The sequence below is a fragment of the Sulfodiicoccus acidiphilus genome (assembly GCF_003967175.1).
Classification (GTDB): domain Archaea; phylum Thermoproteota; class Thermoprotei_A; order Sulfolobales; family Sulfolobaceae; genus Sulfodiicoccus; species Sulfodiicoccus acidiphilus.
On the sequence record NZ_AP018553.1, the window covers coordinates 123,883 to 138,799 of the forward strand.

General features: G+C 48.6%; 14 protein-coding genes, 1 other RNA gene and 2 pseudogenes. 13 read left to right on the forward strand and 4 right to left on the reverse strand.

Annotated features, from left to right (window positions below; translation table 11 throughout):
- Positions 1-47: 47 nt before the first annotated feature.
- The 7 genes and pseudogenes from HS1genome_RS00695 to lysX all read left to right on the forward strand — a co-directional run bounded on the left by HS1genome_RS00695 (position 48) and on the right by lysX (position 8,472).
- The gene (locus tag HS1genome_RS00695; protein WP_126449074.1) at positions 48-497 is read left to right on the forward strand and encodes a hypothetical protein; all 450 of its coding nucleotides are present in this window, start codon (positions 48-50) and stop codon (positions 495-497) included.
- 90 nt (positions 498-587) lie between these two features.
- The gene (locus tag HS1genome_RS00700) at positions 588-773 is read left to right on the forward strand and encodes a ribbon-helix-helix domain-containing protein (RefSeq protein WP_126449075.1); all 186 of its coding nucleotides are present in this window, start codon (positions 588-590) and stop codon (positions 771-773) included.
- 112 nt (positions 774-885) lie between these two features.
- A complete protein-coding gene (locus tag HS1genome_RS00705; RefSeq protein ID WP_126449076.1) occupies positions 886-2,058 on the forward strand; it encodes an argininosuccinate synthase in 1,173 nt (390 codons plus the stop codon).
- Positions 2,059-2,061: 3 nt separating this feature from the next.
- The gene (argH, locus tag HS1genome_RS00710; RefSeq protein WP_126449077.1) at positions 2,062-3,414 is read left to right on the forward strand and encodes an argininosuccinate lyase; all 1,353 of its coding nucleotides are present in this window, start codon (positions 2,062-2,064) and stop codon (positions 3,412-3,414) included.
- Positions 3,389-4,507 carry a glutamine-hydrolyzing carbamoyl-phosphate synthase small subunit gene (gene carA / locus HS1genome_RS00715; protein ID WP_126449078.1) on the forward strand — a complete coding sequence of 373 codons (1,119 nt, stop codon included), beginning with the start codon at positions 3,389-3,391 and terminating at the stop codon, positions 4,505-4,507. Before argH ends, carA begins: the two co-directional genes overlap by 26 nt.
- A pseudogene (gene carB, locus HS1genome_RS00720) lies at positions 4,494-7,630 on the forward strand (carbamoyl-phosphate synthase (glutamine-hydrolyzing) large subunit). Before carA ends, carB begins: the two are co-directional and overlap by 14 nt.
- Positions 7,627-8,472 carry a lysine biosynthesis protein LysX gene (gene lysX / locus HS1genome_RS00725; protein ID WP_126449079.1) on the forward strand — a complete coding sequence of 282 codons (846 nt, stop codon included), beginning with the start codon at positions 7,627-7,629 and terminating at the stop codon, positions 8,470-8,472. Before carB ends, lysX begins: the two are co-directional and overlap by 4 nt.
- Positions 8,473-8,511: 39 nt before the next feature.
- Here lysX and HS1genome_RS00730 read toward each other — a convergent pair whose 3' ends face one another.
- Entirely contained in the window at positions 8,512-9,099 is a 588-nt protein-coding gene (locus HS1genome_RS00730; RefSeq protein ID WP_126449080.1) for a translin family protein, read from the reverse strand.
- A gap of 191 nt (positions 9,100-9,290) precedes the next feature.
- On the opposite strand from HS1genome_RS00730, the gene HS1genome_RS11925 reads away from it, so the two are divergent.
- From HS1genome_RS11925 to rnpB, 6 genes and pseudogenes are all read left to right on the forward strand, one after another.
- Positions 9,291-9,467: a hypothetical protein gene (locus tag HS1genome_RS11925; protein ID WP_158613653.1), complete on the forward strand. Its 177-nt coding sequence runs from the start codon at positions 9,291-9,293 to the stop codon at positions 9,465-9,467.
- The gene (locus HS1genome_RS00735; protein ID WP_126449081.1) at positions 9,418-9,699 is read left to right on the forward strand and encodes a transcription elongation factor; all 282 of its coding nucleotides are present in this window, start codon (positions 9,418-9,420) and stop codon (positions 9,697-9,699) included. The genes HS1genome_RS11925 and HS1genome_RS00735 overlap by 50 nt, the downstream gene beginning before the upstream one ends.
- Positions 9,674-10,444, forward strand: coding sequence for a phosphoglycerol geranylgeranyltransferase (locus tag HS1genome_RS00740; protein WP_126449082.1), 771 nt, complete (start codon positions 9,674-9,676; stop codon positions 10,442-10,444). The genes HS1genome_RS00735 and HS1genome_RS00740 overlap by 26 nt, the downstream gene beginning before the upstream one ends.
- Entirely contained in the window at positions 10,434-10,610 is a 177-nt protein-coding gene (locus HS1genome_RS00745; protein WP_126449083.1) for a preprotein translocase subunit Sec61beta, read from the forward strand. Before HS1genome_RS00740 ends, HS1genome_RS00745 begins: the two co-directional genes overlap by 11 nt.
- 15 nt (positions 10,611-10,625) lie before the next feature.
- A pseudogene (locus tag HS1genome_RS00750) lies at positions 10,626-11,150 on the forward strand (CBS domain-containing protein); the annotation flags it as partial.
- 31 nt (positions 11,151-11,181) lie between these two features.
- Positions 11,182-11,490: RNase P RNA component (gene rnpB, locus HS1genome_RS00755), an RNA gene on the forward strand.
- Positions 11,491-11,790: 300 nt separating this feature from the next.
- Here rnpB and HS1genome_RS12935 read toward each other — a convergent pair.
- The 3 genes from HS1genome_RS12935 to HS1genome_RS00765 form a co-directional block, all read right to left on the reverse strand.
- Complete coding sequence (locus tag HS1genome_RS12935; RefSeq protein WP_268243591.1) at positions 11,791-11,919, reverse strand: hypothetical protein; 129 nt, start codon at positions 11,917-11,919, stop codon at positions 11,791-11,793.
- Between the two features lie 1,396 nt (positions 11,920-13,315).
- A complete protein-coding gene (locus HS1genome_RS00760) occupies positions 13,316-14,119 on the reverse strand; it encodes a hypothetical protein (protein ID WP_126449084.1) in 804 nt (267 codons plus the stop codon).
- A 340-nt stretch (positions 14,120-14,459) separates the two neighbouring features.
- Positions 14,460-14,834: a putative metallopeptidase gene (locus HS1genome_RS00765; protein ID WP_126449085.1), complete on the reverse strand. Its 375-nt coding sequence runs from the start codon at positions 14,832-14,834 to the stop codon at positions 14,460-14,462.
- Between the last annotated feature and the right edge of the window lie 83 nt (positions 14,835-14,917).

Below are 14,917 nucleotides of genomic sequence, written 5' to 3' on the forward strand. Positions count from 1 at the left end.
CTCTTTTAAACCCTGACTAGGTGTAGAGTTTCCTAGTGTGAAAGACGATGAAACAACTTGACATGAAGTCCCTAGTAAGCTATGTGGCCCTAAAGGTCCTCGGAGGGAGCGACTTCGTCCTTGATGCCCTTGAGGAATATTTAGTCAAGGGTGACGGACCTGCTACAGTCGCTCACAGGTACTCGATCTCAAAACATCAGTTGCGAGGATATGCGCAGAGGGTGACCGAGAAGAGTGGAGGCGAACTAAGGGCTAAGAAGATAGTGCCAATTCTAAGGGAGATATTTAAGGATACAGAACCGGTTGTTTCAAAAGCAAGTACTGGTATGTTCGTTTGCAAGATCTGTGGTCAGTCTATGCCTAAGGAAGACACTGAGGAGCATATAAGGAAGTTCCATAAGGAGGTAGTGGTCCTTGCTATTAAGAACTCTATGCAGAAGTTGGAGAACCTGAAGAAGGCCAGGGAGCAGGTAATATTTACTTCCACAAATAAGTAACTTCTCCCTATTTCACCCTTAAACCATGTTATCTTGTTTGGGCAATCTAGAGAGATTCATTTAATACTTGCCCTGAGTCATTTCTCGTCCGTGAAGTCTACTCAGTCTGCCTCTAAGAGGGTCCTAAGTGTCAGATTGAAGGATAGTGTGGTTAAGAAGATAGATCAATTAATACATGAGAGGAAGTTCGAAAGTAGGACGCACTTCATTAAAAGCGCTCTAGATTTCTATATATCAAAAAAACTCAATGAGGAAAGGACGGTGAACGGTTCGTGAGATGTGTCATAAAGGTAGATTAAAGGACTCCTTTAATTTTATCTATGTGGAGAACCATATAGTTTTCATTTTCTTCATGGCTTATATTCCATTAGTACTCTCGCCCTTTGGTATGAAGATAGTCCTTGCCTATTCGGGAGGTCTGGACACCACTGTGGCTATAAAGTGGCTGTCGGAGAAGTATAGGGCGCAGGTAGTTACGGTTACGGTTGACGTAGGCCAGGAGGAGAATTTCAGTGAAATCGAAAAGAGGGCCTACATTGCAGGAGCGGAGAAGCACTACACAATCGATGCCAAGGAAGAGTTCGCTAACTCTTTCGTGGCGCCCTCAATAATGATGAATGCCCTCTATGAGGGTGTATATCCCCTCTCCACCGCCCTAGCTAGGCCCTTGATAGCAGAAAAGGTAGTGGAGGTGGCTAAGAAGGAAGGTGCCACCCACGTGGCACACGGTTCCACATCTAAGGGTAACGATCAGGTCAGGTTCGACCTAGCAATCAAGTCGAAGATGCCGGAGGCCGAGATCGTGGCGCCAGCAAGGACTTGGGGGATGACTAGGCAACAGGAGGTCCTTTACGCCAAAGAAAAAGGGATTCCCATAAAGGAGGAAAACAAGAAGTTCAGTATAGATGAGAACCTATGGGGAAGAAGTATAGAAGGGGACACAATATCTGATCCATATGCGGAAGTTCCAGAGGAGGCTTTTGAATGGACTAAAGTAACTTCAACTGAACCATTGGAGATCGAGCTGGAATTCAAGGAGGGTGTTCCAATTACGATCAACGGCAAGAGGTCCTCTTTGTTGGAGATTGTGAGGTACTTGAATAGAGAGGCCGGAGCTAGGGGATTTGGAAGGGTGGATCACCTAGAGAACAGGTTGGTCGGGTTCAAGTCACGTGAAGTATATGAGGTGCCTGCAGCTCTCCTCATCTATTCGGCACACCAGGACTTAGAGAAGGCAGTTTATACGCCACTCGAACTGAGGTTCAAGAGGTATGTAGACCAACTTTGGTCCGACTTGGTGTACAGGGGCCTGTGGTATGAACCTCTGAGATCACTTCTTGACGAAGTAGGCAGATCGATGAACAAGTACGTTGAGGGAGTAGTCAAATTGAGGGTGAAAGGGGGTGGAGTTAATGTGTTGGGGAGGAGAGCCAAGTACTCCCCCTATGCCGAGAACGTTGCTAGTTACGAGAGGGGTTGGTATCCCACGGACGAGATGGCACGGGGGTTCATAGAGATATGGGGCATGCACTCACTCCTTGCAAACAGGTCGAGGGCCTAAAAGTTGCTCTATAGGAAATGGGGTAATGAGTCGGACTTCGTAGTTTCCTTCACCTCCTCTTTGATCTCTGACAAGGAAATCCAAGAGGAGGTGAAGAAAGTGATGATAGTTCACGTGCTTGAGCTAAACAAATTGGGGATAGTGAGTAGGGAGTTAGGGGCCAAGTTGCTTAAGGCCATAGAGGAGTTTCAAATGGATGGGGGGAAATTCGAGGACATTCACGAAGGACTTGAGGCCCACCTGATCTCCCGAGTAGGCCAGGAAGCCGGAGTAGTTGGCTTAGGTAGGAGCAGGAACGATCACGTAGCTACAGCCCTTCGCCTTAAAATGAGGGAGGAATTGTTGCGAGTTTTGGATGAACTATTGGAACTTAGACAAGTTGTCCTCGAGAGGTCATCAACGACGATCGAGAAGGTGTTTCCAACGTTCACTCACTTGCAGCAGGCTCAGCCCTCGACTTTAGCTCATTACATGCTTCACGTAGAGGAGGAAATGAGTTCACTGTGGGAAAACCTGTTCTCATCTCTACGTGCAGTGAATAGGTCACCTTTGGGGGCTGGGGCCGTTGTCGGAACTCAAGTACCTTTGGACAGAAAGAGAGAAGCACGAGTCTTAGGCTTCGAAGGTGTGTTAGTTAACACCATATCTGCGACGTCCTCTAGAGCAGACCTACTCATGGTGTCGATGGGGTTAACGTTGTTGTTGACCGTGCTGAGCAGGTTCGCTGAGGATCTGGTAGTCTATAGCTCAATGGGGATAGTGAAGCTACCAGACTCCCATGTGAGTACAAGTAGTCTCATGCCACAGAAGAGGAATCCAGTTACCGCAGAGATAATGAGAGCCAAGGCGGCCGACGCGATAGGACACATGACTTCACTGCTATCAAACTACAAGGGATTGCCTACAGGTTACAACTTGGATCTGCAGGAAATGAATCCCCACTACTGGGAGCTCGCACATAGTGCCTTAAGTTCCATTTCCGTCTTCAAAGACATCGTTAAGAATTTAAGCATTGGAAAGAAGGTTGAGGAAGGCTTTCTGTCTCCTTACACGCTGTCGACGGACGAGGCGGAACGGAGGTCCATGGCAGGAGAACCTTATAGAACCGCCTATTCCGAAGTGGCCTCCGAAGTTATTCAAGGCAAGTTCAAGCCCAGCTTAGACTTTGTGAGCTCTATTAGCTCCAAGGCAGTAATGGGTTCACCGTCACCACGTTTTCTGAGTTCGGACTTGGAAGTCGCTAGGATTCGGCTAAATGAGGACTACTCGAGACTAGCTAAGTATAGGTCCTCAATTGAGGAGGGCTTGAGGTTGTTGGAGGTATGGAAGAATGAGTTACTGCAGAAGGGGGAGTAAAGGTTATCTATATCTAGAGGATGGGACCTTACTTGAAGGGTGTGGATTCGGCTCACCTCAGACGAGGATCGGCGAAGTCGTATTTACTACAGCCATGAACGGCTATCCAGAGAGTTTGACGGATCCCTCGTATAGGGGTCAGATACTGGTCATAACCTATCCATTGGTGGGGAACTATGGTGTACCTAGTCCAGTTATTGACGATGGAATTCTCCTTAACTTCGAATCTGAAAGGATCCAAGCGGAAGGATTGGTAGTACAAGAGGAGACCGAGGGCGTGAAATGGAACTCAAGTAAGTCCCTTAACCGTTGGTTGGAGGAGGAAGGAGTTCCTGGACTATCCAACGTCGATACGAGATCGCTAGTTAAGAAAGTGAGGAAAAGCGGCGTTATGATGGGTGTTATCACTCAGGGTGAACCTCCAAGCGACCCAGAGACCTTACTTAAGAGGAAGTATGACGAGATCGACTTTACCTCCTTACTCTCTCCCTTGAAACCAATTATTCATAGAGGGAAAGGTAAGGGTGTTGTAGTCGTAGTGGACTGTGGAGTAAAGCATGGAATATTGAGGTCTCTAACGAAAAGGGGACTCACGGTGGTGAGAGTTCCCTGCAGCTTCGGTGCTGATGAGGTTATGGACTACGTTCCAAGCGGAATCCTGTTCAGTAACGGTCCAGGGAATCCGAACTTGCTAGAGGGGCAGGTGAAGACGTTCAGGGATCTCTCTGAGTACAGGATCCCAATACTCGGCATATGTTTGGGTCACCAAATAGGTGTACTTGCCTTGGGAGGGAGGGTTGAGAAAATGAAGTTTGGTCATAGGGGTGTTAACAAAGCCGTGGTTGAAGTAGGAACTAATAGATTCTACATCTCTACTCACAACCACGGTTACGCTGTTTTCAGGGACGGTGTACCTGACGGTACTAGGGTCTGGTTCTATAATCCCGATGACAACGTCGTGGAAGGATTGAAACATGAGAAATTGCCTATAATGACAGTTCAGTTTCATCCAGAGGCTAGTCCAGGCCCCTGGGACGCCCGATGGGTGTTCGATCTTTTCCTAAAAGAGGTGAAAAAGAATGGAAATTCCTAGGAAGGTACTTGTAGTAGGTTCTGGGCCTATAAAGGTGGCAGAGGCGGCCGAGTTTGACTACAGTGGTACACAAGCCCTCAAGGCCCTCAAAGAAGAGGGAATCGAGACGATACTAGTGAACTCCAACGTAGCAACGGTGCAGACCAGTTACAAGTTTACCGACAAGCTCTACCTGCAGCCAGTCTCGTGGTGGAGCGTGGAGAAGGTGATTGAAAAGGAGAGGCCAGACGCGATAGTGGTAAGTTTCGGGGACAAACGGCCCTCAACGTTGGAGTGGACCTACACAATAAGGGGATTCTCCAGAGATACTCTGTAAGGGTGTTGGGGACTCAAATCCAGGGAATAGAAAAGGCCCTTAGCAGGGAGAAGTTCAGAGAAACCATGATCGATCACGGGCTCCCAGTTCCTCCCAGTTTCTCCGCGAGAAATGAGGACGAGGCGGTAGGGAGGGCCAGGGAGCTAGGTTTCCCTGTGATGGTGCGAGTGAGCTTCAACCTAGGAGGAAGGGGATCAACTGTAGCATGGAACGAGGAGTCCTTCAGAAAGGAAATACGGCGGGCCTTGGCCCAAAGTTACATTGGAGAGTTGCTGGTAGAGAAGTACCTTCACCACTGGAAGGAACTAGAGTATGAGGTAATGAGGGACGAGGCCGGAAACGGTGTTGTGGTAGCCTGCATGGAGAACCTGGATCCCATGGGTGTTCACACTGGGGAATCCGTAGTCGTAGCTCCATGCCAGACGCTAGATAACGTTGAACTACAGGACATGAGAACAGAGGCCGTGAAGGTGGCAGAGAGTATAGGACTTGTAGGGGAATGCAACGTACAGTTTGCTCTCTCTCCAAACAGCTCGGAACACTTCGTAATAGAGACCAATCCAAGGATGTCTAGGTCTAGCGCCCTGGCCAGTAAAGCCACTGGTTATCCCCTAGCCTACGTTGCGGCAAAACTGGCTCTAGGTTACAGGCTACATGAAGTGCTCAATAAGGTGACTGGGGTGACTTACGCCTCCTTTGAACCTAGTCTGGACTACGTGGTGATAAAGGCTCCTAGGTGGGACATGAGTAAGTTCGAAGGGATAGAGGAGTCCCTAGGCACTGAAATGAAGAGCATTGGGGAGGTCATGAGCATAGGAAGATCCTTCGAGGAGGCCATTCAAAAAGCCGTTAGGATGTTAGATATAGGTGAACCTGGAGTTGTGGGAGGCTCATTCTATGAAGAGGGAGACATAAAGGAAGCGTTAACTGCATTAACTAAGAGGAAACCCTATTGGTTCGTTTACGCGGCTAAGGCCCTCAAGGAAGGAGTGAGCGAGGAACAATTGTATGAACTCACTGGAATCGATAGGTTCTTTCTAAAGAAGATAAACGAGATTGTGAAGTTCTACGAGTCGCTGCGAGTTACCACCCCCTCTCCGCAACTTATTCGAAGGGCCAAGGAGATGGGCTTCAGCGATCTACAGTTGTCGAGGGTTTGGGGAATAGATGAGGACATAGTGAGGAAACTGAGGTTCGAGAACAATATATTGCCCGTCGTCAAACAGATTGATACGTTGGCAGGTGAGTGGCCAGCTTCTACCAACTACCTTTATACTACATATAACGGAAGGGAAGACGACGTGGAGTTCAAGGAGTCCGAGGACAGTACACTAGTGATTGGAGCAGGTGGTTTCAGAATTGGTGTGTCAGTTGAGTTCGATTGGGGTGTGGTCTCGTTAGTTCAGGCGTTAAGGGAGGCTTCTTCTGGAGTGAGTGTACTAAATTGCAACCCAGAGACCGTCTCGACTGACTGGGACGTCGTTGGGAAGCTCTACTTCGACGAGGTGAGTAAAGAAAGGATACTGGACCTACTGTATAAAGAAAAGTTCGATAGGGTCGCTCTGTTCGCTGGGGGACAGCTGGGGAACACCGTCGCCAAGGAGTTGGAAGAACAGGGAGTGAAAATATTCGGAACCCATGGCCGTAGCGTCGACGTCGCCGAAGACAGAAGCAAGTTTTCCCAACTCTTAGAGGAGATCGGCGTGAGTCAGCCTAGATGGACTAAAGCCACATCTATGGAAGAGATCAGGGAATTCGTCGAAGAGGTCGGCTTTCCCGTTCTTGTGAGACCTAGCTACGTACTCAGTGGTTCTGGCATGAGAGTTGCTAACAATGAGAGAGAGCTAGAGAGCTATGTGAGGCACGCCACAATAGTTTCACTTAGGTATCCAGTTACAATCTCCAAATTCGTGGATGATGCGGTGGAGGTGGAGGTTGACGGTGTGTCGGATGGTAATGGTGTGTTGGGCGTGATCTTGGAACATGTGGAAGAGGCAGGAGTGCACAGCGGAGACGCAACTATAGTGGTTCCCACCAGGAAGCTGACAAGCGAGAGCCTGAGTAAAGTGAGGGGAGTGACCCACAGAATCGCTGTAGGTCTTGGAGTGAAAGGGCCCTTCAACTTGCAGCTCTTAGTCAAAGAAGGCGAACCTTACGTCATAGAAATGAACCTAAGGGCGAGCAGATCCATGCCCTTCAGCAGTAAAGCGGTTGGCCTCGACTTAATAAAGAAGTCAGTCTCGATCATTTCTAGCTCAAGTAAAATGGATGGATTCACAGAGCTGAGGCCAAAGTCGTGGTTCGTGAAGACGGCTCAATTCTCCTGGGCCCAACTGAGGGGTGCTTATCCGTACCTTGGGCCCGAGATGCGAAGCACAGGGGAAGCTGCCGCATTCGGTGTGAGCTTCCAAGACGCCCTAATCAAAAGTTGGTTGTCAACTCCTCCAAACAGATTGCCCACAGGTAAGTTAGTTTTAGTCTATGGTAGGCGAAACTCGGGATTTCTTAGGGAAGCTGCACTAACCTTAATGCAGGAAGGGATTCCAGTCGCGACCTTGGATTTGATACCTTTAGATGGCTTGGAACTCATAGAAAGGGAGAGGGCTATCCAAATGATCAGGGAAGGAAAAGTGGAGATGCTAATGACTGATGGATATGAGATAAAGATGGATTACGACGTAAGGAGGACAGCGGCTGACTTCAATGTTCCCCTCGTACTAAATGGTAGACTGGCTCTAGAGCTATCCAAGGCCTTCCGAGAGGAACTCACCTTTTACGAGACAAGGGCCTACGGTGGTGGAATTTGAGGATAAGTCTTCTAGTTGATTTGGTTAGACAGGAAGAGAAGCTCCTCATAAACGCGCTAAGTGCGGGTGGTGTTCAGTACGACGTTATAAACGTTGGACAGGAGTCCCTGCCATTTACTAGAGAGTTAGGAAGATATGATGTAGCTGTGGTGAGGCCGGTAAGCATGAGCAGGGCACTCTATTCCTCTGCAGTTTTCCAAGCTGCAGGTGTTCACTGCGTAAATTCCCCAACCGGCATAGCCTTGGCTGGAGACAAGATACTCACCTACTCTATGCTTTTCAAAGAGGGTATCCCGATACCCGACTCTGAAGTGGCCCTCTCTCCAGACTCCACCTTTAAGGCATATGAAAGGAGAGGGTTTCCTCTGATAGATAAGCCACCTATAGGTAGCTGGGGTAGACTGGTGACCCTAGTGAGGGACGTGATAGAGGGAAAGGCCATAATTGAGCATAGGGAAATGATGGGTAATAGTCTGCTGAAGGTCCACATAGTTCAGGAGTACGTTAACTATAGGTCTAGGGACATAAGATGCATAGTGATGGGAGACGAAGTTCTAGGTTGCTACGCTAGGAACATACCAAAGGACGACTGGAGGGCTAACGTAGCTTTAGGAGGAGTACCATCAAGGATCGACACAGATGAGGACCTCGAGAAGTTGGCGCGGAAAGCGGTTAAGGTTGTTGGAGGAGAATTCATGTCGATCGACATTTTAGAGCACGAAAGCCGCGGATACCTAGTAAACGAAATCAATGACGTTCCAGAGTTTAAAGGTTTCATGGTGGCTCTTAACATTAATGTGGCAGAGAGATTGGTGGAGTACCTGAAACACAAGTATGGTTAGGTCTTATAGATGGCGGAGAACTCATTAAGCTTGGAAAAATCAGGCAGTCCGGGCCAAGAAGAGATCGTGGTTAGTTTCCTCGAGTATTTTCCTTAACATATCGATCTTTTGCCTTAGTCCAGGAACTAGAGACTTTGGATACTCTAGCCTCCACAACATTTCATACATCTCGTCCATTACCTTGTAGAGCTCCTCCGCTTCCTCAATCCTGTTTCTCCTTAGGAGTTCTAAGACAGTCCTCCTCATTTCTCCCACGGCGTCAGCCACCCCTGAGACGTAATATGTCTCGGGTATGCCGAGGTCCTCCGGCCCTCCGAGCGGCGTCTGGAAGTAGAGCGATATAACCACCGACGCCTCAGCAAGTTCCTGAAATGCGGTTCCAACGTCCCCGTAAAGTAGTTCTGGAAACGATTTGAGTACCTTCCTGAGTTCTTCCACCTTCACCTGTGCCTCTTTGTACTTCTCTAGGGCTTTGTCCTTCTCTCTCCTATGTGAAAGTGAGACTATTTCCCCACAAAGTCTGATTAACTCTCTGGAAGTGAGTAAGATCTTCTCTCTTCCCTCGAACCGCTCGGCTAACCTGCTTTCGAGGTTAGAGAGGTGTCTTCGTAAATCCTCCTGCAGCATATATCTACTACGTGAAAAGGAGATTATAGGAATGGGGTTCGTGCGGAGGGAGCCCTAAGTTATTTCCCGTTCCTCTTTCACTGTAATTCTTACTAGATAGTGTTATTTGGGCTTATTTCGTTAGAATCTATCACTATTGGCGTCTTCTTGTGTAATAGCTTTTTATACGTGTCTTCAATAGGAGGCAATCAATGAATTTACCCCTGCTGGTGTATTTGGCGTCGGTGGCAGGGATAGGGATAGCGACCGCCTACGCTATAGTAGTTGAGTTACCTATTGAAAGCAGTGCACAGAAGCAGAAAGGAGGGAAGGTGAAAGTTGGGAGGGAGAAAAAGAAGAAAACTAGTACCAGTAAGGCAAAAGCCTAAGCTACCGAAGACCTTCGAGTGTCCTAGATGCGGGAAGGTCTCAATGACCATAAAGGTGGAGAAGGGAGTTGGTAGGCTAAGTTGTGGTAATTGCGGACTAAGTGCCGAGATAGAGGTCCCTCCAGTTTTCGGTGAGGTGGACGTCTATGGGAAGTTCATTGATCTCTACGCAGAAGGTAGAATAACTCTACAAGAGGGCGTGAAAGGTGAGGATGAAGGGGAGGGTGAATAATTACATAGAGAAGTTGCTAGGGGAAGGAAGGACCCTGCACTTCTCTCTTATAGACCCAGACAAGGTGGATTCCCTAGATCAGTTGGGGAAGTTAATCGAGAGGCTCTACAAAGCTGGAACCTCTGGGTTTCTGGTAGGTGGGACGATAGGTGTAACTCAGAGCAAGCTAGAAGCTGTCTTAGAAACGATGGAGGATTACGAAATTCCCAAAATCATTTTCCCAAGCAACATCAATGTGTTATCCCCTTTGGCCGACGCAGTACTCTTCATGTCACTTCTCAATTCTGACGATCTGTATTATGTTGTAGGGGCCCAAGTTATGGGCGCACCTCTGGTTAAGCAGATGGGCTTGGAGATCCTCCCTACGGCCTACTTGATAATAGGGGAAGGAGGTACGGCTGGTCATGTAGGGCGGGTGAGGACTATCCCTTTCGATAATCATGAGCTAGGTGCAGCATATGCAATGGCAGCCGAATTCATGGGAATGCGTTATATTTACCTAGAGGCTGGCTCTGGCTCTCCTAGGACAGTTAATCCATCTATGGTAAGGTACGTGGCGAAGCTAACTAACCTCAACGTGATAGTTGGGGGTGGAATTAGGAACCCAGAGGCCGCTAGGTCTATATGCGAGGCCGGAGCAGACATCGTGGTGACGGGGACTCTTCTGGAGACGGATCCAGAGAGGGCCGTAAAAGTTATAGAGGCAGTAACCGAATTCAGGACAGTGAGGGAGAGTGCCAAGTAAGAAAAAGAAGAGGGAGACAGTCCCCATGAGCAGTATGGCTGGCCTGATTAGGTACTATGAGGAAGAGAAGGAGGTAGTTAAAGTATCGCCTAAGGTCCTTTTGGTGTGCAGTGTGGTTTTAGTGGCCGCTGTTATAGTTGTAACCAAGTTACTTCCCGTACCCTGAGCCGCGGGGCCCGTTATGATACCTTCGAGGGCAGAGTTGAAGCAACTTAGGGAATTGGCAGGCTTGACACAGAAGGAGCTCGCCAAGAGAGTCGGGGTGTCGCAATCTCTGATAGCCAAGGTTGAAAGTGGTAGAATAGACCCAAAGGTATCGCTAGTTAAAAGGATACTGGACGAAATTTACTCCGTCCTTAATACGCACGAGACTGTCGAGAAAGTCATGAAACACCCAGTAATATGCGCGGAGGAAAATGAGAGCCTGTCATCTATAACTCAGAAAATGGAAACCAATGGAATTTCCCAGCTACCTGTTCTTAACGGGGATGGTAGAGTGATTGGAATGATTTACGATTCCGTGATTCTTAAGAGGTTGTTAAGAGGCCCTGCACGCGAGCTAAAGGCGAAAGACGTCATGGCTCCTGTACCTCCACTCCTCTCATTAAAGACTTCCTTGGACGTGGCCATGAAGCTCCTACATAAACATCAAGCAGTTCTCGTAGTTGACGAGAAGCTGCAGCCGCTCGGCATAATCACGAGAAGCGATATTATATTGTATAAGATAACGGCCCAGGGGGGCCGCGGAGTCGGCTGACGGGGGCTTCCTGCCCCTGAGGAAACTCCAGCCTACTGGCCAAGGACAACCTCGTGAGAGGTGGGGTCAGTAGCCCCGGCAACGGCACAGAAACTCGCGATCGTCTAGGAAATGAAAATGAACCTGCCTCAAGTGGGGGCAACCTCACTTGGGTGGCGAGACTGGGACGATCGCGTGAAAGGCCGTCCTGTCCGTAGCAAGTGAGGGTGGGCGTGAGACGGCCCGATCCACCCCTAGAACGCGTAGCCGGATGCCGACCAGAACAGAAGCTGGGTTACCTCGCGGCCCCCCTAAGTTGGTTAAACCGATCATTTTCACGTTTCCCACTGATTTGGCTACGATGTAACTTCTCCTAAATTTCTTAATTGTTTCTAATTCAGCTACAAGTACCCTCTCGAGAGACGATTCCTGGTCACTAACTCATTGGTGCCGTTTCAGAAAGATATCCTTGTCCTTACGTCCGTCTTTTCTAAATTAATATGTTAAGGTAATATGTATGAGAACTATCGCACTTCCTCATCAGTAGATAAACTATAAAATAGGGACTAAGTGACAACACTATTGCCTTAGTGGGACTACGAAAGGGGGATCACGATAACCTGTTTATCAATGCTGCTACGAATATCAATACCGCAGCTACATCGTCAGCCATATCAGCGGATCGCTGAGGCTCGATGATAGTCCAAACTAACTTTAAGGCGAGTGCCACCGCAAACATCCCTAGGTAGAAGTTCCCTAGTCTAGACAGTGTCTCATTCTTTCTAAGTTAAGCTTTCACTTAAATCTGCTAGAACCTAACGAGGATGAATCGTTGACGGAGATTGAGCGTAAATCTCTAGGCAGCTGATTGTGTTGGGATAAACCGTTATCTCTCCCTTACTTTGGGTTCTTGGGTAGGGAAACCTGTATCAAGTTTCACAACGGAGCAGCTCACGGACCACGAGAGCATTACACCGTTTTTAGCTGCTCCGATTCACAAAACGACGAGAGCCCCACCTTCTGGGAGGCGGGACGTAGATTTAAACAACAACTTGCTGAAATGTTCTCATCGACGCTAACGACACCCCTCTCTAACTCGACCGAGGACTCGACCAAAATGAGGGAGGAACAACCAACTTTTTACTTTAATTCGTCTCCCACTTAACGCTATTTCGTCTACGAAGGTTCCCCCATCGGATGTTGGAGTCCTATGGACCACCTATTGCCCATCGAAGTAGAGCCTAACCGACAGTGGGAACTACGAACCCTTGGAGGAGAACCCTCAACGATGGGGAGGAAGCCAGGCAAAAGGGGACTTAACCTAGAGTCTCTCGGTGTTTTAGAGCCCTTTCATTAAGGGCCAGATTGGACGTGACTTAGAGTAGTTGTCACACGACGGAGTGTTTACCCGCGGCGTAACTCATCCACCTCCAATTCCGCCCCGGCCACCCTTAAGGGATCGCAAACCCTCAAGTCCTCGGGGCCGGTGGAGGGGAGCACCACCCTCCACCCTCACCTTCGTCGTCCCCCACCCTCTCGAGAGGTGCCCGTCCTCGGTTCATGGGTAGTCGACTGAAGTCCTCGGGTGGCACTACGTGAACGCAACTCTCGACAAGGACGTTTAGAAGAGATTGAAAGCGTTTGGTTGCGCGAAGGTGCTATAGTCTCCGAGTTCCTAGTGACGAACCCTCTAACTCACCTCCTCGCTGCCCTGGAAGGGTTCCCCTCCTATGGCTCGTCTTTCCCACCCTCTGTTCGGGTTCACGTCCCTGGTGGGCAGTAGAGTGGATCGGGGAGGGACCCCACTCGAAGGTGGGACTTTCCTCCGTGAAGTCCATTGAGGGAGAACGCGGTCGCCCCTCCCTCGTTTTCGTCGAAACCCCGATCGATCTGGGGGGAGGGGCGTCGTTGGCGCCAACCAGGGAAATTTAGACGGAGGGGTGGAGGGGGCTACACCCCCGTGAAGGGCGAGGGTTTCCGCCCCCTCGACCCCCAGTTTGTAAGTCTTATCTTCGGACCCGCCCTTCAGGTGGCGAGATAAGTAGTCTCCAGTCCGCGGTGGGAATTGTGAACCTCCTGGAGGCTACCCATTAGGGAAGAAGTGGTGCGGGTTTATTGAAACTCTCGCTTGTGACTTAGTAGGGTAGCCTAGCTATTAATCCTTGGAGTTCAAGGTCCCTATTGATCTTTCTACTCCTCCATTCATAATACATCCTCGAGATCTCAACAGGTGTGAGTGTATTGCCCTCTATAACCTCGTTTTCTTTTACCCTCCCTTCCGCTACCACGTATTCTAGGTCTTCGTCCCCTCCTCTTCTCACTAATATTTTGTTGTTCTTGGGTCTCACGTTCATTGCTATTACTGGAAATATGAGGAACGTCGGGGCCGTGGGAACGAAGTTAAGCACCACCTTGCTCCTGGTGGCTGCCAATTGGTCTATGGACTTGAGCTCCATGAACACCACTCTCCTTTTTTCTATTTTTATTAGTTGACTATTATCAAACTCTGCAATCACATCATCCTCGTTTCCCTCCTTTACTCTCGTTTCTAACTCGTTCAGGCTAGAGTATGACATAAAGGTTAATCTGAACTTGCCTCGGAGCGGTACTACCTTCACTGGCACCTGGTTGTTTTCGTAGACCTCTATTTCAGCATCGGAGAGTGGCGTCGCGTAATAGGCGAAGTTCATGTAATTTTCGCTCCTATAATCCAACAGCTGTAGTGCCCTCCTGACAAAGAGGGTTCTTTCGAAGCCGGCCTCCTTGTAGGCCCTCTCTAGTGGTTCCCTGTATCTTCTCATTAGTCTGTTCATCAGCTCAGGCTCTAGATAGAATGAGATTATTGGAACCATACCGTTACTCTTTGCGTAATCTAGGGCTCTCGAAGCGTTTGCGATACCACGGCTGGCCAACGTCTCTAGGGCAAACACGACTCTCACTCGGTATTCTCCTTTATAAAAGCAAAAGTTACGCGAGCCATGTATCCGCGAATCGATGAGGGAACTCCACCCTTCAGGGTATGGAGAAAGTTAGCGTCTGTTCTACACTTTCATTTCAACTGTTTCATGCTCTACTGTGCTAGAGTGTAAGGACTTAGCCTCTCTACCACCCTGTTGACCGTGAGACTCCTTAGGGACAAACTGTAGGGAGACTCAGATCCCTGTGTTCTCCTCCCATACTTCTGGGCGGAGGCCACGTCGACGTGAGAATTCGTTTTCCATCAAACACCGCTATAAGTGGATATAAAACGTTTCTGTTAACATGAAAAGGATTCAGCTCTCATTTATTTAATCTCTCTCCAAGCCTTTTAGCTAATCTCTCTACTTCCCTCTCATTAACTAACCGACCGTGTTGTCTCAATCCTCCGCCGAAGCTCTTGGGTATATGAAGTAGTTCATGGATTAATACCTTAGTCCTCTCTTCACCTGTCAATTTTTCGAATTTTTCGTTAATAATTTCAATGACGTACAATGGTCTCAAGTCAAATCCGACTAGAACTGCTCTAGGAACTGACCATATGCGTGCTACTGCCTTACCTCGACTTCCTATAGACCTCACTACTGTGACTCGCTCGCTCTCGATATAGGTGAGGCCTAACTGGCCAATTATTTCTCTAACCCTCTCTGTCAGTTTCTCGTCCTTCAAATATCGCATTTGGGATCGACCTACCAGGGGCACAAAAATAATCAATACTAGTAACTATATGTTTGGGTGGAAAACCTTTCTATAAGGGGCCA

What these genes read in the sequence shown, in the direction of transcription:
- HS1genome_RS00695 (WP_126449074.1), top strand. Translation starts at nt 48, where the DNA reads ATGAAACAACTTGACATGAAGTCCCTAGTAAGCTATGTGGCCCTAAAG.
- HS1genome_RS00705 (WP_126449076.1), top strand. Translation starts at nt 886, where the DNA reads ATGAAGATAGTCCTTGCCTATTCGGGAGGTCTGGACACCACTGTGGCT.
- carA (WP_126449078.1), top strand. Translation starts at nt 3,389, where the DNA reads ATGAGTTACTGCAGAAGGGGGAGTAAAGGTTATCTATATCTAGAGGAT.
- HS1genome_RS00730 (WP_126449080.1), bottom strand. Translation starts at nt 9,099, where the DNA reads ATGCTGCAGGAGGATTTACGAAGACACCTCTCTAACCTCGAAAGCAGG.
- HS1genome_RS11925 (WP_158613653.1), top strand. Translation starts at nt 9,291, where the DNA reads ATGAATTTACCCCTGCTGGTGTATTTGGCGTCGGTGGCAGGGATAGGG.
- HS1genome_RS12935 (WP_268243591.1), bottom strand. Translation starts at nt 11,919, where the DNA reads ATGTTTGCGGTGGCACTCGCCTTAAAGTTAGTTTGGACTATCATCGAG.
- HS1genome_RS00765 (WP_126449085.1), bottom strand. Translation starts at nt 14,834, where the DNA reads ATGCGATATTTGAAGGACGAGAAACTGACAGAGAGGGTTAGAGAAATA.